General features: G+C 73.7%; 18 protein-coding genes. 7 read left to right on the top strand and 11 right to left on the bottom strand.

All coding sequences use genetic code 11. The features are described from left to right. Positions 1 to 71: 71 nt before the first annotated feature. Positions 72 to 692, bottom strand: a complete 621-nt coding sequence (locus HDG69_RS04665) for a LysE family transporter (RefSeq protein WP_171782560.1) — start codon at positions 690 to 692, stop codon at positions 72 to 74. A 58-nt stretch (positions 693 to 750) separates the two neighbouring features. Here HDG69_RS04665 and HDG69_RS04660 point away from each other — a divergent pair, with 58 nt between their 5' ends. Further along, the gene (locus HDG69_RS04660) at positions 751 to 1,203 is read left to right on the top strand and encodes an Lrp/AsnC family transcriptional regulator (RefSeq protein WP_216645147.1); all 453 of its coding nucleotides are present in this window, start codon (positions 751 to 753) and stop codon (positions 1,201 to 1,203) included. 55 nt (positions 1,204 to 1,258) lie between these two features. Here HDG69_RS04660 and HDG69_RS04655 read toward each other — a convergent pair whose 3' ends face one another. Both HDG69_RS04655 and HDG69_RS04650 read right to left on the bottom strand, forming a co-directional pair. Continuing rightward, positions 1,259 to 4,804, bottom strand: coding sequence for an ATP-binding cassette domain-containing protein (locus HDG69_RS04655; protein ID WP_171782558.1), 3,546 nt, complete (start codon positions 4,802 to 4,804; stop codon positions 1,259 to 1,261). A 90-nt stretch (positions 4,805 to 4,894) separates the two neighbouring features. Next, positions 4,895 to 5,881, bottom strand: a complete 987-nt coding sequence (locus HDG69_RS04650; RefSeq protein ID WP_171782557.1) for a malate dehydrogenase — start codon at positions 5,879 to 5,881, stop codon at positions 4,895 to 4,897. A gap of 220 nt (positions 5,882 to 6,101) precedes the next feature. On the opposite strand from HDG69_RS04650, the gene HDG69_RS04645 reads away from it, so the two are divergent. After that, on the top strand, positions 6,102 to 7,166 hold the full coding sequence (locus HDG69_RS04645; RefSeq protein ID WP_246255982.1) for an aquaporin: 1,065 nt from the start codon (positions 6,102 to 6,104) through the stop codon (positions 7,164 to 7,166). 210 nt (positions 7,167 to 7,376) lie between these two features. Here the strand turns inward: HDG69_RS04645 and HDG69_RS04640 are convergent, their stop codons facing one another. After that, positions 7,377 to 7,706: a DUF3017 domain-containing protein gene (locus HDG69_RS04640; protein ID WP_343036252.1), complete on the bottom strand. Its 330-nt coding sequence runs from the start codon at positions 7,704 to 7,706 to the stop codon at positions 7,377 to 7,379. Between the two features lie 56 nt (positions 7,707 to 7,762). Between HDG69_RS04640 and HDG69_RS04635 the strand changes: the two genes are divergently transcribed. Next, complete coding sequence (locus HDG69_RS04635; protein ID WP_171782556.1) at positions 7,763 to 9,064, top strand: NAD(P)/FAD-dependent oxidoreductase; 1,302 nt, start codon at positions 7,763 to 7,765, stop codon at positions 9,062 to 9,064. 96 nt (positions 9,065 to 9,160) lie between these two features. Here HDG69_RS04635 and purH read toward each other — a convergent pair whose 3' ends face one another. Together purH and HDG69_RS04625 are read right to left on the bottom strand one after the other, a co-directional pair. Then, positions 9,161 to 10,804 (bottom strand): bifunctional phosphoribosylaminoimidazolecarboxamide formyltransferase/IMP cyclohydrolase, encoded by a 1,644-nt coding sequence (purH, locus tag HDG69_RS04630; RefSeq protein ID WP_171782555.1) that lies wholly within the window; start codon positions 10,802 to 10,804, stop codon positions 9,161 to 9,163. 153 nt (positions 10,805 to 10,957) lie between these two features. Next, complete coding sequence (locus HDG69_RS04625) at positions 10,958 to 11,545, bottom strand: TetR family transcriptional regulator (RefSeq protein ID WP_171782554.1); 588 nt, start codon at positions 11,543 to 11,545, stop codon at positions 10,958 to 10,960. 66 nt (positions 11,546 to 11,611) lie between these two features. Here HDG69_RS04625 and HDG69_RS04620 point away from each other — a divergent pair, with 66 nt between their 5' ends. After that, a complete protein-coding gene (locus tag HDG69_RS04620) occupies positions 11,612 to 12,694 on the top strand; it encodes an SDR family NAD(P)-dependent oxidoreductase (protein ID WP_171782553.1) in 1,083 nt (360 codons plus the stop codon). Here the strand turns inward: HDG69_RS04620 and HDG69_RS04615 are convergent. Further along, on the bottom strand, positions 12,655 to 13,974 hold the full coding sequence (locus HDG69_RS04615) for an MFS transporter (protein ID WP_171782552.1): 1,320 nt from the start codon (positions 13,972 to 13,974) through the stop codon (positions 12,655 to 12,657). The genes HDG69_RS04620 and HDG69_RS04615 overlap by 40 nt on opposite strands. 72 nt (positions 13,975 to 14,046) lie before the next feature. Here HDG69_RS04615 and HDG69_RS04610 point away from each other — a divergent pair, with 72 nt between their 5' ends. Then, entirely contained in the window at positions 14,047 to 14,634 is a 588-nt protein-coding gene (locus HDG69_RS04610) for an ArsR/SmtB family transcription factor (protein ID WP_171782551.1), read from the top strand. Between the two features lie 39 nt (positions 14,635 to 14,673). Here HDG69_RS04610 and purN read toward each other — a convergent pair whose 3' ends face one another. From purN to sucC, 4 genes are all read right to left on the bottom strand, one after another. After that, entirely contained in the window at positions 14,674 to 15,318 is a 645-nt protein-coding gene (gene purN, locus HDG69_RS04605; protein ID WP_171782550.1) for a phosphoribosylglycinamide formyltransferase, read from the bottom strand. Positions 15,319 to 15,323: 5 nt separating this feature from the next. Next, on the bottom strand, positions 15,324 to 16,577 hold the full coding sequence (locus tag HDG69_RS04600; RefSeq protein ID WP_171782549.1) for a cell division protein PerM: 1,254 nt from the start codon (positions 16,575 to 16,577) through the stop codon (positions 15,324 to 15,326). A 133-nt stretch (positions 16,578 to 16,710) separates the two neighbouring features. Further along, a complete protein-coding gene (sucD, locus tag HDG69_RS04595) occupies positions 16,711 to 17,607 on the bottom strand; it encodes a succinate--CoA ligase subunit alpha (protein ID WP_171782548.1) in 897 nt (298 codons plus the stop codon). A 37-nt stretch (positions 17,608 to 17,644) separates the two neighbouring features. Further along, positions 17,645 to 18,814: an ADP-forming succinate--CoA ligase subunit beta gene (gene sucC, locus HDG69_RS04590; protein WP_171782547.1), complete on the bottom strand. Its 1,170-nt coding sequence runs from the start codon at positions 18,812 to 18,814 to the stop codon at positions 17,645 to 17,647. Between the two features lie 224 nt (positions 18,815 to 19,038). Here sucC and HDG69_RS04585 point away from each other — a divergent pair, with 224 nt between their 5' ends. Together HDG69_RS04585 and HDG69_RS04580 are read left to right on the top strand one after the other, a co-directional pair. Continuing rightward, positions 19,039 to 19,242, top strand: coding sequence for a helix-turn-helix domain-containing protein (locus tag HDG69_RS04585; protein WP_171782546.1), 204 nt, complete (start codon positions 19,039 to 19,041; stop codon positions 19,240 to 19,242). 2 nt (positions 19,243 to 19,244) lie between these two features. Further along, entirely contained in the window at positions 19,245 to 19,790 is a 546-nt protein-coding gene (locus HDG69_RS04580; protein WP_171782545.1) for a Clp protease N-terminal domain-containing protein, read from the top strand. Positions 19,791 to 19,792: the final 2 nt, after the last annotated feature.

Raw genomic sequence — 19,792 nt, 5'->3', positions numbered from 1 at the left:
CGCGCAGATCGCGACCTCCAGCGACTGTACCGTTGCTGCAACTTTGCAGCAACGGTGTTGGGTCGCCGTCCTCAGCGGATCGCACGGAAGAGCATGGCGACGCCGAGCGCCGCGACCATGCCGTTGCCGATCAATGTCGTGACCTTGCGGAGCCGCACCGAGATTCGATGCCGCAGCGCGCTACCCGCACCGACGAGCAGCAGCTGCCAGGCCAGGGATGCCAGCGCGACCCCGACGACGAATGCGGCCACGTGCCAGGACCCCCTCAGCAGCCCCTGAAACCCGATCGCGATCGCTGTGAAGTAGACCAGCGTGACCGGGTTGATCGCCGTCAGCCCGAGGAAGAGCAGGAACCGGCGCGAGGGACGGCCGAACACCACCGGGTCCTCTCGTCCTGGCGCCCGTACCGCCCTGCGCACCCCCGATGCGGCGATCACGAGGACGACGACCGCGGCGATCGCGGTGGGCCAGTCGCCGAGACGGTCGGCGAGCGGAGCGGCCACGGCCCCGCCGACGACCGCGACCCCGCAGTAGAGGGTGTCGACCAGAGCCACCGCAACAGCACCGGCCGCACCCCCGCGGAGCCCACGGTCCATCCCCTCGCGGACGAGCAGCACCCCGATCGCCCCCAGCGGCACGGCGACGCCGAGGCCCGCGACGGCACCGCTACCGAACGCTGCGACGATCTCCATGCCTCGAGCGTCCCCGACCGCCTCCGTCGCCACGACAGATCGTCTGCACGACGAGAGGATGTTCGTCGTGAACGCTATCGATCAGAAGATCACCGACATTCTCGCCATCGACGGCCGCATCTCGTTCGCTGCACTCGGCCGCGAGATCGGTCTCAGCACCAACGCGACCGCGGCACGGGTCCGGCGTCTGGAGAACGACGGCGCGATCCTCGGCTACCGCGCGATCCTCAGCGACCTGACGCCATCGTCAGCACCCCGCCGTGGCACCACCCTCGAAGCATTCGTCGACGTCAGGCTCCGGCCCGATCAGGACTCCGACGCGTTCCTCGCGCTGGCACGCAACGAGCCCTGCGTCCGTGACGCCGTGCACGTCACCGGGCCCTACGACTATCTCCTGCACGTCCACGTGGAGGACACCGCACAGCTCGACACGCTGCTGCGCCGGCTGAAGCGGTCGGCCGGCGCCGGCCAGACGCAGACCCGGCTGGCACTGCGGGCCACCGCCGGCTGACCGGGCGCGGGAGAGGCTCCGCCCGACCGCGTGCGCCGAGGTCGCGCACCTCCGATCACCCCGCCAGGTGCGACCACCTCGCTGCCAGGTCGCGCCACGACCCGATCTCCGCCGCCCGCCCCTCGACGAGCACCACCACCCGGTCCGCACGCTCCAGCGCCGCCCGCTTCGACGTCGAGCCCACCACCGTCAGGCCCTGCTCGCGCAGCGCCGTCCAGAGCTCGACCTCGGTGGCGGCGTCCAGGGCGCTCGACACGTCGTCCGCCAGCAGCACCTCGGAGCCTGTGGCGAGCGCCCGAGCCAGCGCCAGACGCTGCACCTGGCCCCCCGAGAGCCGCACTCCGCGGTGCCCGACCAGCGAGTCCGCACCGCCCGCGTCGGCCACGTCCGGAGCGAGCCGCGCCACGGAGACCGGTCCGGCGACCTGCCGGTCGTGGTCCAGGGTGACGTTCTCGCTGAAGGTGCCGGAGAGCACCCGCGGCACCTGGGCCACGTGCGCCACCCGCGCAGGGCGCAGGAACGTCTCGGCGTCGACGACGGTCTCGCCGTTCCACCGCACCTCTCCGCGGTGCGCCATCAGCCCGGCCAGCGCGGACAGCAGGCTCGACTTGCCCGCGCCCACCTGCCCCAGCAGCAGGACGAGCTCGCCCCGCTCGACGCGCAGGTCGACGTCGGTGACCCCGATCGTGCCGTCGTCGTGCACCGCCTCCACCCCGCGCAGGTCGAGGTGCTCGAAGCGCGGCTCGGGGGTGGGCACCACGCGCGGACGCGGCGCGGCGCCCGTGGTGAGGTCGACGCCCTCCGGCAGCCGCGTGAGGTCGGCTCCCGCGGCGAACGACGACGTCGCCCGCAGCCAGTTCCGGGTGCCCGGCGCCTCGGTGATGACGGCGCCCGCCACCACCCCGAAGTAGGCGAAACCGCCCACGGCCGCCGTGACGAGCAACGTCGTCGCCAGGTCCCAGGTCCCGACGAGGAGCAACGCCCACGCCGTCACCACGCCTGCCTGCACCATGACGGTGGGGATGCCGTCCAGCACGGCCTGGACCCGGTGCTCGCGGATCGCGGCCCCGACCCGGCCGGCGTCCACGTGCCGCAGGTGTCGGTGGACTTCCGGGGTGCGGGCGGCCAGCTTGACGGTCCGCGCGGCGTCCAGGGCCGAGACCAGGGCACGGCCGAAGCCGGCCCGGGCCTCGGCAGACCGGGTCGCGGTACGCCCCGCGATCGGGCGACCTGCCAGCGCAGAGACCGCGGTCACCGCCATCACGGCCAGCAGCACCGCCCCGGCCAGCGGCTCCCCGCTGATCGCCCAGGTGACCAGGACGACGAGGAGCCCGTTGAGCAGGTCGACCCACCGGTCCACGTACAGCACGAACCGGTCGGCGTCGAGAGTCCGGGCGACGACCTCCCCGGCAGGGGTGCGCCGGAGCCGGTGCCTGCGGGTCTGCCCGGCCAGGACCGCCACCCGCACCCGCAGGAGCAGCTCGATCCACCACGACGGGTACAACCGCACCGCGTACGCCAGGCACAGCGGGGCCACGATCAGCATCACCGCGAGCAGCCCTGTCAGGACCCACGGCTCGCCACCCACCGCGAGCGACTCGACCGAGCGCCCCCACAGGAACCCGGCGAGCGCCCCCTGGGCGGCGAACAGGCTGGTCAGCAGGAACAACCCGGCGCCCGCGGCACCCCACCGGGGCTTGGTCACCAGCGCGTGCAGGACGCTGCGGGCCAGGCTCGGTCCGTGGCCCGGGTCGTCGAGGACGGGTGGTTCCCCCGTCCGGCGACGGGCGCCGATGGCGGTCGGCGACGCCCCGGGAGCCGCCTCGCCCGTGGCATCGATCGGTTCGTCCGGCGCCGGGCCGTCGAGGTCGCCACCACGGCTCGCCACCAGCAGGTCCCGGAACGGCCCGTCCTGACGTGCCAGGTCGGCACGCAGCCCTTGCTGCACGACGCGTCCGTGGTCCAGGACGACGACACGGTGCGCCCGCTCCACCGTCCCGAGACGGTGGGCCACGACGACGCCGGTCCGCCCGGTGAGCAGGCGGTCTGCGGCCGCGACCACCCGGGCCTCGGTGTGCGGGTCCATCCGGGCCGTGGCCTCGTCGAGCACGACGACGCGGACGTCGCGCACCAGCAGCCGCGCGAACGCGACGAGCTGTTCCTCCCCCGCCGACAGGGAGGTACCGCCCGGCCCGAGCAGCGTGTCCAGCCCGTCGGGCAGGCCGGACACCCAGTCGGCGAGCCCGAGCTCGGCCACCGCCTGCTCGACGTCGCCGCGCGGCACGTCGGAGAACAGCGCGACGTTCTCCGCCAGGGTGCCGGCGACGATCTCGGTGCGCTGCGTCACCACCCCGACGCCGGCGCGCAGCGCCTGCAGGTCGACGTCGCGGACGTCGACGCCGCCGAGGAACACCGCCCCCCGTGGTGGCTCGACCGCGCGGGACAGCAACGAGGCGAGCGTCGTCTTCCCCGACCCCGTGCGCCCCACGAACGCGACGGTCTGCCCGGCCGGGACCGACACCGACACCCCCTGCAGGGCGAAGGTGCCCTCGGTGTACGCGAAGTCCAGGTCCCGCACCTCGAGCTCCACGGGGCGGTCCGGCAGGCCGAGCCCGCCGACCGGCTCCGGCTCGGTGTCCAGGAGCTGCCGGATACGGACGACGGCTCCGAGCCCCTCCTGCAGGTCGGGCAGGTGCTGCGCGAGACGGTCGATCTGACCGACGAACAGCGAGGTCACCAGGAACAGCGTGACGAGCCGCTCGACGGACATGTCCCCCGCGACGGCGAGTGCCACACCGGACACGACGACGGCGGCGAGCAGGGCGTGCAGCAGCACTCCCACGCGGCGCATCATGCGGGTCTCCACCCGCACCACGGCGAGCAGGGCCCGGTGCACGACCGCGGACATCTCGGCCAGCCGACGCAGCGCGAAGGCCTGCCCGCCCGCCGTGCGCAGGTCGTCGCGTGCCGCGATGCCCTCCTCGAGCACGGCGGCGTTGTCGGTCCAGGCCCGTTCCTCGATCACCTTGCGGCGGGCGATCTCGCCGAGGAGCGACCGCACCGTCCACCACGTGCCCGCCCCGAGGAGCGGGAAGAGGAGCCAGGCCGGCCACCAGGTGACCCCGGCGACGACCCAGATGGGCGCGACGCCCACCACGGTCCGGCCCATGCTCCACAGCTGGCGCCGGGCGAGCGCGCCGACGGCGTGCGTGTCGTCGTCGACCCGGTCGAGGACCTCGCCGACCGCCTGCTCGGTGAGCACCCCGAGCGGCTGGTGCAGGGCGGCGCTGAGCAGGTCACCGCGCAGGCGACCCTCGGCCCGGTCGACGACACCGGCCCACGCGACCTGACCGGCGGCGTCCAGCAGGGCACCGCCGACCAGGCACAGCGCGAGCAGGAGGATCCCGGTCAGGTCCGGCGAGGCTGCCAGCCCACCGGCCACGACCGTCCCGAGAGCGGTCCCGACGGCACCCACCGTCAGCGCGAGGACCGCCACGGCGGCGACCGGTCCGCGCAGGCGGCGCCAGTCGAGCCGTCGCGACGGGTCGTCGGCGGGCGGGAGGTGCGGCGTCGGGGGTGCTGCGGCGGGCGCGTCGATCACCTGCCGAGACTAGATCGACGAGGCATCCGTTCTCGACGTTTTTCTGCGCGGCAGGCGGGGCCGACGGCTCACCGTCGGTCGGGGCAGGGCTCAGACGAGGCCGAGCTCACGCACCGCGTCACGCTCCGCGGAGAGCTCCGCGACGCTCGCGTCGATGCGCTCGCGCGAGAAGTCGTCGATCTCCAGGCCTTCGACCACCTGCCACTCCCCGCCCGACGACGTCACGGGGAACGAGCACACCAGGCCCTCGGGCACGCCGTACTCGCCCTTCGAGACCACGCCCGCGCTCGTCCAGTCACCCTCGGGGGTCCCCAGCACCCAGTCACGGGTGTGGTCGATGGCGGCGTTCGCGGCCGAGGCCGCCGACGACGCACCCCGGGCGTCGATGATCGCCGCGCCGCGCTTGGCGACGGTGGGGATGAAGTCCTCGGTGAGCCAGCCCGCGTCTGCCGTCAGGGCACCGCCGGGGCTGCCACCCACCTCCGCGTGGAAGAGGTCGGGGTACTGCGTCGCGGAGTGGTTGCCCCAGATCGCCAGCCGACGGATGTCCGCCACCGGCACGCCCGCCTTGGCCGACACCTGCGACAGGGCACGGTTGTGGTCCAGGCGCGTCATAGCCGTGAACCGCGCGGCAGGGACGTCCGGCGCGTGCGCGGCGGCGATGAGCGCGTTGGTGTTGGCCGGGTTGCCCACCACCAGCACGCGGACGTCGTCGGCCGCGCCGTCGTTGATGGCCTTGCCCTGCGGACCGAAGATGCCGCCGTTGGCCTCCAGCAGGTCCGCACGCTCCATCCCGGGTCCACGGGGCCGGGCTCCGACCAGCAGCGCGATGTTCGTGCCGGCGAACCCTGCGGCCGGTTCGTCATGGATGTCGATCCCGGCCAGGAGCGGGAAGGCGCAGTCGTCGAGCTCCATCGCGGTGCCCTCGGCGGCGCGGACCGCCTGCGGGATCTCCAGGAGCCGGAGGCGCACGGGGGTGTCCGGGCCGAGCATCGCACCGGAGGCGATGCGGAAGAGCAGCGCGTACCCGATCTGACCGGCGGCCCCGGTCACGGTCACGTTCACAGGTGTCGTCATGGCCCTACTCTCGCGCACCTGGCCGGTGACGTCACCCCCTGCGGCGCGGTGTGCTGCCGAACAGGTGACGAGCCGGTAGCGTTCCCACGAGGGACCGTGCTGTGACCTGGGACTCAGAGGGTTCGCCAGGACTCAGAGGGCTCCCAGGGACCGGTGCCAGCATCGCCGCCGCGTCGCGGACGCGACGAGACCTCCACCCGACGACCAGCAAAGGACCTCCATGTCCCAGGTAACCGAGACACCGACCGACGTCGAGGCGCCGCCGGTGCCCCGACTCTTCACCCGGATGTGCGTCGAGGCGTTCGGCACCTTCGTGCTCGTGCTCGGCATCGTCGGCACGGCGACGTTCAACATCGTCAACAACGGCCAGATCATCACCGTGGCGCTCGCCGGCGGCATCGCACTCATGGCGGTCATCGCCGGGCTGGGCCATCTCTCCGGCGGGCACTTCAACCCGGCGGTGACGTTCGGGCTCACCCTCGCGGGCCGGTCGAGCTGGGTGGACCTCGTCCCCTACTGGATCGCCCAGCTCGTCGGCGCGGCGGCCTGCGGCGCGCTGCTGCTGCTCATCATCCCCGACACCTACCCGCCCCTGGTCGGCGCCGGGTCGGCCGGCGAGGTCCTCGCCGCGACGGCCAACGGCTACGGTGACCACTCGCCCCTGAGCGCGCTCACCCAGGGCCAGTCGACCTTCGAGCTGCCGCAGGCCGCGATCGTCGAGGTGCTCATCGCCGTCGTGTTCGTCGGGGTCATCCTCGCCGTCACGAACACGCGGGCCAAGGTCGCCTACGCACCGGTGGTCATCGGCCTGACCCTCGCGGCCCTGCACATCATCTCGTGGCCCGCCACGAACACCTCGTTCAACCCGGCCCGCTCGCTCGCCTCGGTGATCTCCCCCGACGCCTGGGCCGCCGACGGCGTGGGCCGACAGCTCTGGCTGTTCTTCGCGGCGCCGCTCCTCGGTGCCGCGCTGGCCGCCCTCTTCGCCCGGGCGTTCGCCCCCGTGCCGGCGCTCACGGTCACCGACGGCTGGGAGGAGCAGCCGGGGACGGCTACCTACCCGACCGAGGGCACCCTCGAGGAGGTGGCGGAGACGGCAGCAGCCAAGGTCGTCGCCGACGAGGCCGCCCCGACCACCGTCGAGGAGACCGAGGTCGTCGAGGAGACGACCGTGGTGGCCGACACCGACGTCGCGACGGACGCACCGTCCGAGGTCGAGGTCGAGGAGACCGAGGTCGTCGAGGACACGGACACGGACGAGCCGACTCCCCCGGCCCGCCCCTGACCACCTGCTCCTCCGGCGGCGGCCGCACGGACCGCCGCCGGAGGAGAAGCGCGAGCCGCGACGTCCGCGCAGAGGCGGGGGACGAACCCTGGCGCTCGGTCGTCAGACGCGAAGTGCAGGGCGCGCAGCGCCCGTGAACGCGACCGAGCGCCAGGGTTCGTCCCCCGCCTCCGTCTTTCGTCGGACACTCGGCCGGTCGACGGCGGAGCGTCAGACCCCGGGCGCCGTCAGCGCCAGCACCGCGATCACGCCGGCCGTCGCCCAGCACAGGAAGACGTCGAAGCTGCGGCTCCGGATGGCCAGGCCGACGGGGCCGGAGGACGACGTCGCTCGCCAGGTGCCGGCGACGGCGAGCGTCGCGGCGATCGTCAGGGCGCCGACCCGTGCGCCGACCGTCAGCGCCAGCAGCACGGCGACGAGCATGCCGGCCAGGACGACGACGATCGCCGGCACCGGGCTGCGCACCGGACGCGACCGGTCGTGCACGACGTCGACGGCGTGCCAGTGCGGCTGCGGGTGCGCGTCGGCTTCAGGGACCACGTCGCCGAGCCTACCTGGCGGGCGCGCGCACGCCGTAGGTTGGGCACGTGCCTGCCATGAGCGACTCCGCCCCGACCCCTACCGTCGACGCAGCCGTCGGCCCGACGCCACGATCGGTCGTCGTCGTCGGGGCCGGGCTGGCCGGGGCGCAGACGGCCGCCGCCCTGCGTGCCCACGGGTTCGACGGCCGACTGACGGTGCTCGGCGAGGAGGGGCTGCCACCGTACGACCGTCCGCCGCTGTCCAAGGAGCTGTTGTCACGGCCGGAACCGCTGTGGTTGCACGACGACCTCGGTATCGACCTGGTGGCCCTGGCCGACGAGGTCCTCCTCGCCGACCCGGCCGTCGCCCTGCACCCCGGGCCGCGGGTGATCACGCGGTCCGGACGATCCCTCGACGCCGACGCCGTCGTGCTCGCCTGTGGTTCGCGGCCGGTCCTGCCGGCGGGCTGGGACGCGGACGTGCTGCACACGTCCGCCGACGCGGACACGCTGCGCACCGGTCTGCGCGCCGGCAGCCGCCTGGTGGTGGTGGGCGCGGGATGGATCGGTGCGGAGGTGGCCGGGGTGGCTGCCGGGGCCGGCGTGGACGTCACGGTGCTGGAGGCCGGCGCCACGCCGTTGGCCCGTCAGCTCGGGACCGAGGTGGGCGAGCACCTGGTCCCCTGGTTCGCGGCGGCCGGTGCGCGGCTCCGACGGGGCGCGACGGCGGCCGAGGTGCGGCGGGACGGCGTCACCCTGGTCTCCGGCGAGCGCGTCCCCGCCGATGTCGTCCTGGCGGCCGTCGGCGCCCGGCCGGCCACGGCGTGGCTGCGCGAGCACCTGCCGCAGGCGGTCTTCGACCCGGTGGGCGCGCTCCTGGTCGACCCCGGCGGGGCAGTACCCGGCGTGGCGGGGGTGTGGGCGGTCGGGGACGTGGCGTCGCACCCGCACCCGGTGCTCGGTCGCGTGCCCGGCGGCCACTGGTCGGCCGCCCTGCACGACCCCGACCTCGTGGCCCGTGACGTGCTGGGCATCGAGCCCGCGACGGGCCACGCGCCGTACGTGTTCTCCCGCCAGCTCGGCCACGACCTGGCCCTGTTCGGCCTGCCCACGGGACCCCCGACGGTGTGGCGCGGGACGCCGGGTGCCGGGCCCTGGGCGGCGTTCTGGACCGCTCAGGACTCGGACGACCCCAGCGGCCACGAGACGGACGGCGGCGGGCGGAGCGCTGCCGTGCTCCGCGCCGCGCTGCTGGTCGACTCGCCGCGCGACGTCGGCCCGGTGCGCCGGGCCTTCGACGCGGGGGGTCCGGTCCACCTGGACGTCGAGGCGGCCGGCGACCCGGCGGTCCGGCTGCGCGACGTCCTGGTGTCCTGAACGCCCCTCCCTACCCAACGAGCGTGCTCGCTTGTTCCTCATGGAGCCGGAGAGGGGAACGAATAGGCACGCTCGTTGGGCAGCGGCTGAGCGCCCTCAGTGGGCGAAGTGGCGGGTCCCGGTGAGGTACATGGTGACCCCTGCTGCCTGCGCGGCGGCGACGACCTCCTCGTCGCGGATGGACCCGCCGGGCTGCACGACGGCGCGCACCCCGGCGTCGAGCAGCACCTGCAGCCCGTCGGCGAAGGGGAAGAAGGCGTCGGAGGCAGCGACCGCGCCACGGGCCCGCTCGACCGGTCCGTCCTCACCGGTCGCGAGGGAGTTCGCGCGCTCGACGGACAGCCGGCAGGAGTCCACCCGGTTGACCTGCCCCATCCCGATGCCGACGGCGGCGCCGTCGTCGGCGAGCAGGATGGCGTTCGACTTGGCCGCACGGACGGCCCGCCACGCGAAGGCGAGGTCCGCGAGGGTCGCCTCGTCCGCCGGTGCACCGGCCGCCAGCGTCCAGGAGGTGACGTCGTCCCCGTCGGCCTGGAAGCGGTCGACCTCCTGGACGAGCAGCCCGCCCGAGACGGGCCGCAGCTCGACGCGACCTGCCTGGTCCGCCGCCGCACCCTCGATGACCAGCAGGCGGATGTTCTTCTTCGCCTGGAGCACCTCGAGGGCCTCCGGCTCGAACCCGGGCGCGACGACCACCTCGGTGAAGACGGGGGCGATCTGCTCGGCGGCGGCCCGGGTGACCACGCGGTTGGCGGCGATGACGCCACCGTAGGCGGAGACCGGGTCGGTGGCGTGGGCCCGGGCGTGCGCCTGGGCGATGTCGCCGCCGACGGCGATGCCGCAGGGGTTGGCGTGCTTGATGATCGCGACGGCGGGCTCGGCGTGGTCGTGGGCGGCACGCCAGGCGGCGTCGGCGTCGACGTAGTTGTTGTAGCTCATCGCCTTGCCGTGCAGCTGGACGGCCTGCGCGAGCCCGGCGGGCCCGTCCGTGCGGGCGTAGAGCGCCGCCTTCTGGTGCGGGTTCTCGCCGTAGCGCAGCACGTCCGACCGCTCCCAGGTGGCTCCGGTGACGTCCGGCAGGCCGGACTCGACGGCGGCCTCGTCGGGGGCGTAGGCCGAGGCGAACCAGGCGGACACGGCGACGTCGTAGCGGGCGGTGTGGGCGAACGCCGCGGCGGCGAGGCGCTTGCGCTGGGCGAAGGTGAAGCCGCCGTCGCGCACGGCCGCGGCGACGTCGTCGTACCGGGCGGGGTCGACGACGACGGCGACGCTCGGGTGGTTCTTCGCGGCGGCGCGGACCATGGACGGTCCGCCGATGTCGATCTGCTCGACGACGGCGTCGGGCGCGGCGCCGGAGGCGACGGTCTCGGCGAACGGGTACAGGTTCACCACGACGAGCTCGAACGTGTCGATGTCGAGCTCGGCGAGCTGGTCGAGGTGGGCCTGCTTGCGGGTGTCGGCGAGGATCCCTGCGTGCACGCGGGGGTGCAGCGTCTTGACGCGGCCCTCGAGGCACTCGGGGAACCCGGTGAGGTCCTCGACGCGGGTCACGGGCACCCCGGCGTCGGCGATCCGGCTCGCGGTGGAGCCGGTGGAGACCAGCTCGACGCCGTCGGCGTGCAGGGCGGTGGCGAGCTCGACCAGGCCGGTCTTGTCGTAGACGCTCAGCAGCGCGCGGCGGACCGGGCGGCGGGAGTCGTCGGTGAGCTGGACGTCGGGGGACGTGGGGGCACCGGACATCGTGGTGGTCTCCTCAGGTGGTGGCCTTCGCGGAAACCCTGGCACCCAGGCGGGCGGTGCGCACGGTGGCCCGGCCTGCCGCGGGGGACGCCCGGCCGGATCGGCCGCTCCCCGGTGGTTGTCCACCCTCGCCAGTCACGACCGGGCCCGATCCTACCGGTCGGGCAGGTGGACGGTCATCCCGAGGAGCTGCCAGGCGCGCAGCGCGCAGCGCTCCCGGTCCGCCGCGGGACGTCGGGTGAGCGTGGCCGCGACCATCTCGACGCCGAGCAGCACGTCGTCGACGGTGGTGCCGGGACGCACGTCGCCCTCGGCCAGCGCCCGCTCGAGGCGGGAGCCCAGGACGTCGGCGGTCCGGTCCCGCAGGTCGACGAGACGCGGGTCGGGTCGCTGCTCGGGTGAGGCGGTGGCGACGTCGATGCTCACCACGGACTCGATGGCGTGGCGGGTGACGACGCCCAGCAGGTCGGCGAGGGGCACGCCCGGGTCGCGGGCGATCCTCTCGACGGTGCTGACCTGCTCCTCGAAGAGGGCGAGCACGAGGGCCATGCGGTCGGGGAAGTGCCGGTAGAGGCTCCCCTGCCCGACACCTGCTCGCCGCGCGACGGCGTTGAGCGGTGCGTGCGACCCGTGCTCGGCGAAGATCTCGCGGGCCGCGGCGAGCAGTGCCGCGCGGTTGCGTGCCGCTGCGCGGGGCCCGGCGTTCGCCCGGCGCGAGGCCTTGGTCGCGGGTGTGCTCACGGTGCTATCTTAGGCTGGCAATACCGGACACGAATGTCCGGTGCGGACCAAGGACGGGCAGCACGGATGTCGGACCTCACCCTGAAGAACACCGTCGCGCAGTGGCTCGCCGATCCGGTCGGGGAACGGGTGCTGACGGAGATGCTGACCGAGGCCGGCGCCGGCGTCGGGTCCCTCGCTCCCGCCAAGCGGCTGAGCCTCGCCCGGCTGGTCAAGCTCTCGCGCGGCAAGCTCTCCGCCGAGACCGCCGAGGCCCTGGTCGCCCGCGCTGCCGAGCTCAGGGCGGCAGCCGGCCCCGGTGCAGCACCCGCCGGGGTGGCGCCGGAGGTTGCCTCCGCCGCCCCGGAGACCTCCCCGGAACCGGCCGAGTGGGTCGAGTCGATCTCGCCCGGACGCTTCGCCGGGCAGACCGTCGTGGTCACCGGCGCCGCGTCCGGCATCGGCCGCGCCACGGCCTCCCGCGTCGCCCGCGAAGGGGGCCGTGTCGTCGCGGTCGACATGACCGCGGTGGGTCTGGACGAGCTGGCCACGGAGCTCGGCCAGGACGGCACCCTGCCCGAGGGAGCGGCAGTCGTCCCCGTCGTCGCGGACATCACCGACGACGCCGCGGTCGCCGAGGTCCTGCAGGCCGCGGGCGGGCAGGTTCACGCACTGGCCAACGTCGCCGGGATCATGGACCGCTTCGCGGCCGTGCACACCGTGGACGACGCGACCTGGGAGAGGGTCTTCGCCGTCAACGTGACCGGCACCATGAGACTCATGCGCGCTGTCGTGCCCGGGATGCTCCAGGCGGCCGACGGCCGCATCGTGAACGTCGCCTCCGAGGCAGGGCTGCGCGGATCGGCGTCGGGAGCCGCCTACACCGCCTCCAAGCATGCCGTCGTCGGCCTGACCAAGAACGCCGCCTTCATGTACACGGGCACCGGCGTGCGGGTGAACGCCGTCGCGCCGGGCGGCGTGGCCACCGGCATGCAGCCGCGCGACGTCGACGAGTTCGGGATGGACCGGGTGCAGTCGGCGATGGGGATCATGGCGGACATCGCGATGCCGGAGCAGCTCGCGGCGTCGATCACCTTCCTGCTGTCGACCGACTCGACCAACGTCAACGGTCAGGTCCTCGCCTCGGACGGCGGCTGGTCCGCCGCCTGACCCCCGGGGTCGACGACGTCGTCGGCCCAGGTCTCCGGGCGACCGATCCGACGCAGCGGGCGGGCGCACCACACGGCGACGACGGTCACGCCCAGCAACCCCGAGAGCGCCAGCAAGGTCGGCCCGATCCCGATCAGCGTGAGCAGGCCGCTGCCGACCAGGGGCGCGAGGGGCATCGCGACCGTCGCGCAGAGGTCCATCACCGACGAGAACCTGCCCTGCAGCCGGGGCGGGGTGATCGCCGCGGAGTATCCCGCCATGGCCGCGTTGGCGGCCGGCACGAGCAGGACGCCCGCCCCGAGCGCGACGACGTAGCCCCAGTAGCTCTGGTCGACCGCCATGACGCCCGCCGCCACCGCGACGAGACCGAGGGCGACCGGCGTCAGCCGACCGACGCGCACCCGCTTGACGATCGTGGGCGCCAGGACGGCACCGATCAGCATCGACGCCCCGACCACCCCGGAGAGCAGACCGATGCGCGCGGGTGAGGTCCCGCCGTCGGCCAGGTCGAGGGTGATCGCGACGAACATGCCGTTGATGGCGATGTTGATGACGGCGAACAGCCCGAGGCACAACCGGAACAGCGGGACCGACCAGACGTACCGCAGGCCCTCGCGCAGCGCGACGACCGGGCGCACGGCCCGGGCGGCGGCGGTGTCGGCGTTGAGCGGCTCACGCACCAGCCACGTGCACACGGCTGTCGCGAGGTGACCCACCGCCGCGGCCACCAGCGGCACGGCGTGCGCGATGCCGTAGAGGACACCGCCGACCGGCCCGGCGACGAGACCGGCGGCCGCGTCCCTGCCCTGGGACGCGGCGTAGGCGGTGGCGAGCTGCTCCTGCGGCACCACGGACCGGAAGGCGCCGGCCACCGCCGGCTCCACGAACGCTCCGGCGACCGACGACGCCAGCAGCACGCCGCCGAGGTGCCACACGGAGAGCTGTCCCGTGACGGCTGCCACGGCCGCCGCTGTCCAGGCGAGCGCCGCGATGCTCGCGGTGAGCACGATGAGCCGACGCCGGTCGACGCGGTCGGCGATCACCCCGGCCGGCAGCGTGGCCAGCAGGGCCCCGGTGTGACCCACGGCGGTGACCACGCCCGCCTGCCACACCGACCCCGTGAGGGACAGGGCGATCAGCGGCACCGCGAAGACGGCGATCCCGGCACCGAGCGCCTCGGTGGTCAGCCCCGACATCACCAGCAGGTAGGAGCGGTTGCGCAACAGGCCCGGGGCCGGGGCGGGGGCGTCGGGAGGCACGGGGGCGGCGGTCTGCGTCATGCCCGCAACACTAGTTGCGCAATATCTACTGCGCAAGATCTGTTGCGCAGTGTTTCTTGCTAGCATCCGGACATGGACGAGACCTTCCTGGTGCAGAGCCCCGAGGCGCTGAAGGCCATCGCCCACCCCGTGCGGCAGCGCATCCTCCTGCAGCTCGCCGTCTCCGGCCACGCGCGTGCTGCCGACCTCGCAGCGGCCATCTCCGAACCGGCCAACTCGGTCAGCTTCCACCTGCGCACGCTGGCGAGGGCAGGCATGGTCGTCGAGGCCCCGGAGCACGCCCGGGACAAGCGGGACCGCGTCTGGCGGAACGTCGCCTCCTCGTACCAGGTGGACCCGGAGACCCCTGGCGCGGCAGACCAGGCGCTGCGGCCCGCGACGGCGTGGCTGCAGGAGCTCATCGGCCGCGCGTCCACGGGGCGACGCCCGGACGAGGACGGCCGTCAGCGTCTGCTGGTGCTCAACAACCTGCCGCTCACCGCCGAGGAGGCGCAGCGGTTCTCCGAGGAGCTCGTCGACCTGCAGAAGCGATGGACCGACCGCGTCTTCGAGACCGCCCGCGCCGAACCCTCCGAGGCACGGGAGGTCTACCAGCTCCTCCTGGCGCTCGGCCCGCGCCAGGAGCAGGACGCGGACGGGGCCCCGACGACCCGGACCTGACGACGGCGCACCCGCCCCGGCCGGCGCACCTCGGTCCGGTCAGCCGCCGACGACGACACGGCGGCCGTCGACCCGTAGACCCTCGCGGGCCACACGGCCGACGGTCTCCACGAGCAGCGACCGCTCGGCGACCTTGATCCGCTCGTGCAGCGTCTCCTCGTCGTCGCCGTCGAGCACCGGTACCGCCGTCTGCGCGATGATCGGGCCGGTGTCGACCCCGTGGTCCACGACATGGACCGTGCACCCGGTGACCTGCACGCCGTACGCCAGGGCGTCGCGCACGCCATGGGCCCCCGGGAACGACGGCAGCAGGGCAGGATGGGTGTTGACGACCCGTCCGGCGAACCGGTCGAGGAACGACGGCGCGAGGATCCGCATGAATCCCGCCAGCACGACGTAGTGCGGCTGGAACACCTCGACGGCCTCCGCCAGCCCGTCGTTCCATGCGTCCCGGTCGGCGAAGTCGGCGGGCTCGACCACCACCGACGGCACACCTGCCTGCCGCGCGAGGTCCAGCGCCCCGGCACCGGGCTTGTCGGAGACCACGCCGACGACGCGCGCCCCGTAGGCGGGGTCGCCGTGCGAGGCCAGCAGCGCGGCCAGGTTCGAGCCTCCGCCGGAGGCCAGGACGACAAGACGCGCACCGGTCGCCGGTTCGACGAGGTGGCCGGAAGGGGTCTGCACGGCCCCTACCCTATGTCGCCCCGCCACCGCCCGACGAGGAGGTACCCGCCGAGCACGACCGCCGCGCCGCCGGCGATCTCGGCCGCGACCGACGCACCCGTCACCCAGACGTCGGCACCGACCACGGCGAGGACACCGGCGCCCCCAGAACCCCCGGCCGCCCACTGCAGCAGCACGGTGAGCGCCCCCGCGACCACGACGACGCCGGCGACGACCCACAGCAGGTCACGCGGCCGCACGAGGCTCGGCTCGAGCCGGCGCCAGGCGAACCACCCACCGACCGCACCGCAGGCCACCACCAGCGCCGGGGCCCACGCAGCGACCGGCGTCGACCAGGACTCCCCGGGCAGGTACCCGAGCAGCGGCACGGCCGGCAGCGGGCCGGACTCCGTGAGCGTCGGGGAGAAGGTGCTGTCCTGCCCCACGGCGAACCCCGGGCCGGCGAGCCATGCAGCCGCCCAGACGGCGAGGTTCGGCATCAGCACGGCCTGCGCCAGCCCGAGCAGCACGGTGCCGAGCCAGCCCGCGCCGAGGCCGGCCGCCACGGCGGCGGCGGTGTCCCGGCCGAGCACCGCCCAGACGCCGGCCAGCAGAGCCCCCAGGCCCATCAGGAGGCCGACCCCGACGACGGCGGCACGCATGCCCAGCCGGAAGGTGTCGGGGAGGTAGGGGTTCCACCGCGGCGCCAGCCCGGCCAGCAACGGGCCGTCCGGTGCGGAGAACATGCCGAGCGCGATCCCGCTACCGCCGACGACGAGGCCACCGACCGCAGCGGCACCCACCTGCACCGCCACGTCCACGGCGCCGCGAGCCGCGGCCGTCCCTCCGACGACGTCCAGGGCGATCGCCAGAGCCGTCGTCGCTGCCGCGTAGGTGACGGTGCCGGCGACCCAGGCGGGCAGGGTCGGCACGGCCGACCTCTTGGCGGCCACGTGCAGGGTGAACAGCACCAGCGCCGTGATGCCCAGCGGCACGATCGTCAGCGTCGTCCCGGCCGCCGACAGCGGGACGCCGTGCCCGAGCAGCCACAGGCCCGTGGCGACCGCCACACCCGCCCCGAGCCCCCCATCGACGCCCGAGGCCGACGGGGCGTCGAGCACGGCGACCACGGCGAGCAGGGTGACCACCGTGTACGACAGGCCGATGGACTGCACGGCGGCCCACACCCCGCTGGACCCCAGGGCCAGGCGCTCCCGCAGCCGCCCCGGCACCGGGGGTTCGACGACACGGGTTGCTGCGGTCCGGGATGCTGCGCTCACGCCCTCATGGTCCCCCGCCCGTGCTGCGCCGTCGTCGTCCCACGCCGCGCCCTGGTGGTCCGGGGACGACGACGCCCGCCTCACCCGGGGACCGGGTGAGGCGGGCGTGGACGTCGAGCCGCTCAGAAGGCGCTCAGAGACCCTGCAGGATCTCCCGCATGAGCTCGGCCGTCTCGGACGGCGTCTTGCCGACCTTGACGCCGACGGCCTCGAGGGCCTCCTTCTTCGCCTGCGCGGTGCCGGCCGAGCCGGACACGATCGCGCCGGCGTGGCCCATCGTCTTGCCCTCGGGGGCGGTGAAGCCCGCGACGTAGCCGACGACCGGCTTGGTGACGTGCTCGGCGATGTAGGCCGCGGCACGCTCCTCGGCGTCGCCACCGATCTCGCCGATCATGACGATCGCCTTGGTCTCGGGGTCGTTCTCGAACGCCTCGAGCGCGTCGATGTGCGTCGTGCCGACGATCGGGTCGCCGCCGATACCGATGGCGGTGGAGAAGCCGAAGTCCTTCAGCTCGTACATCATCTGGTAGGTCAGCGTGCCGGACTTCGACACCAGGCCCACCGGGCCCTTGCCGGTGATCGTGTGCGGCGTGATGCCGGCGAGCGACTCGCCCGGGGTGATGATGCCGGGGCAGTTCGGCCCGATCATGCGGGTGCTCTTGCCCTGCAGGTAGGCCCAGACCTCGGCGGTGTCCTGGACGGGCACCCCCTCGGTGATGACCACGATGAGCGGCATCTCGGCGTCGACGGCCTCGATCGCCGCGTCCTTGGTGAAGGCCGGCGGCACGAACAGCACGGAGACGTTCGCCCCGGTCTCGGCCATGGCCTCCTTGACCGTGCCGAACACGGGCAACACGACGTCGTGCCCGTGCTGGTCGACGTGCTCGACCGTGGTGCCGGCCTTGCGGGCGTTGACGCCGCCCACGATCTGGGCGCCCGAGTCGAGCATCAGGGCGGTGTGCTTGGCGCCCATCCCGCCGGTGATGCCCTGGACGATGATCTTGGAGTCGGAGTTCAGGTAGATCGACATGGTGTTCTTGTCTCTGCTCTCTCAGGTCCGGCGGCGGTCAGGCGTTGGCCAGCTCGGCGGCCTTCTCGGCGCCGCCGTCCATGGTCTCGGCGAGGGTGACGAGCGGGTGGTTCGCGTCGGCCAGGATCTGGCGGCCGAGCGCCACGTTGTTGCCGTCCAGGCGGACCACGAGCGGCTTGGTGGCCTCGTCGCCGAGGATCTCCAGCGCGCCGACGATGCCCTTGGCGACCTCGTCGCAGGCGGTGATGCCGCCGAAGACGTTGACGAACACCGACTTGACCTGCGGGTCGTGCAGGATGACGTCCAGGCCGTTGGCCATGACCTGCGAGTTCGCGCCGCCACCGATGTCGAGGAAGTTGGCAGGCTTGACCCCGCCGTGCGCCTCGCCGGCGTAGGCGACCACGTCGAGGGTGCTCATGACGAGGCCCGCGCCGTTGCCGATGATGCCGACCTCACCGTCGAGCTTGACGTAGTTGAGACCGTTCGCCTTGGCCTTGGCCTCGAGCGGGTCCGTGGCGTCCTTGTCCTCAAGCGCCTCGTGGTCCGGGTGGCGGACCTCGGAGGCGTTCTCGTCGAGGGTGACCTTGCCGTCGAGGGCGATGATCTTGCCGTCCTCGGTGCGGACCAGCGGGTTCACCTCGACCAGGGTGGCGTCCTCGGCCGTGAAGACGGTCCAGAGCTTGCGGATGGCGTCGGCCACCGGAGCCTTGAGGTCCTCGGCGAAGCCCGCCGCGTCGACGATCTCGGCCGCCTTGGCGTCGTCGATGCCCACGATCGGGTCGACGGCGACCTTGGCGAGCGCCTCGGGCCGCTCGACGGCGAGCTGCTCGATCTCCATACCGCCCTCGACCGAGCACATCGCCAGGTAGTTGCGGTTGGAGCGGTCCAGGAGCACCGAGAAGTAGAACTCCTCGGCGATCTTCGCGCCGGCGGCCACCATCACGCGGTGGACGGTGTGGCCCTTGATGTCCATGCCGAGGATCTCCTCGGCCTTCTGCGCAGCCTCCTCGGGCGAGTGCGCCAGCTTCACGCCCCCGGCCTTGCCGCGGCCACCGGTCTTGACCTGGGCCTTGACGACCACGGTCCCGCCGCCGAGCTTCTCTGCGCCCTCGCGGGCCTCGTCGGGCGTCGTCGCGACGACGCCGCCCAGCACGGGCACGCCGTGCTTCTCGAAGATGTCACGCGCCTGGTATTCGAACAGGTCCACCCTGCTGCGTCCTTCCATCGGTTGAGCCCCTGGGTCGGCAGAGGCCGGCCTGAGCGATGTCTCGACGTCAAGACATCCTGTCCAGAGTAGCCCTCCGGACCTCCTCGACGGTACGCCCGCGGGAGATTCCGGCGAGGACCGTGACCCATTCCACAGCGTCCGCCCGGGGTCGAACGTCGTCAACCAGGGTTGACAACCGCCGCTCCGTCAACCAAGGTTGACACATGACGGAACAGATGCTCGTCGCCTCGGCGTCCGGCGACGACCCCACCCAGGGTCTGCGGGCCGTGCGGTCCCTGCGCGAGCTCGCCGACCGGCTCGAGACGCTCCAGGTCGGTCGTGCCCGCGAGCTCGGCTGGTCCTGGCAGGAGATCGCCGACCAGCTCGGCGTGAGCAAGCAGGCGGTCAACAAGAAGCACCGGAGGTAGACATGTTCGAGAGGTTCAGCAGGCGGGCGCGCGAGGCCGTCGTCGACGCCCAGCTCGTCGCCCGCCAGACCGGCACCGCGACGATCGACACGCGGCACCTCGTGGTCGCTCTCGCCGAGGCCCCCGGACCCGCGGCGACGGCGCTGCGGGACGTCGGGCTCGACCCGGACGCCGTCGCCGCGGCGACCCGACGCGAGCTCACCACCGGGGATCTCGACGCCGCCGCGCTCGCCGCCGTCGGCATCGACCTCGCAGCCGTCCGCGAGCAGACCGACGCGACGTTCGGTCGCGGGGCGCTCGACCGTGCCGGCCGCAGGGGCCGCAAGGGCCACCTCCCGTTCGCCCCCGACGCGAAGAAGGCGCTCGAGCTGGCGCTGCGCGAGGCGCTGCGGCTCGGTGACAAGACCATCGGCAGCGGCCACGTGCTGCTCGGGGTCGTGCGCGCCGACTGCCCCGGCGGGCGGGCGCTCGAGCGTGCGCTGGACGCCGGCGGGACCGACGTCGTCTCGCTGCGCACCGCGGTCGAGGACCACCGCCGGGCCGCCTGACG

This window comes from Isoptericola halotolerans, assembly GCF_013149785.1.
GTDB lineage: Bacteria > Actinomycetota > Actinomycetes > Actinomycetales > Cellulomonadaceae > Isoptericola > Isoptericola halotolerans.
This window is presented reverse-complemented; position numbering and strand designations above follow the sequence as displayed.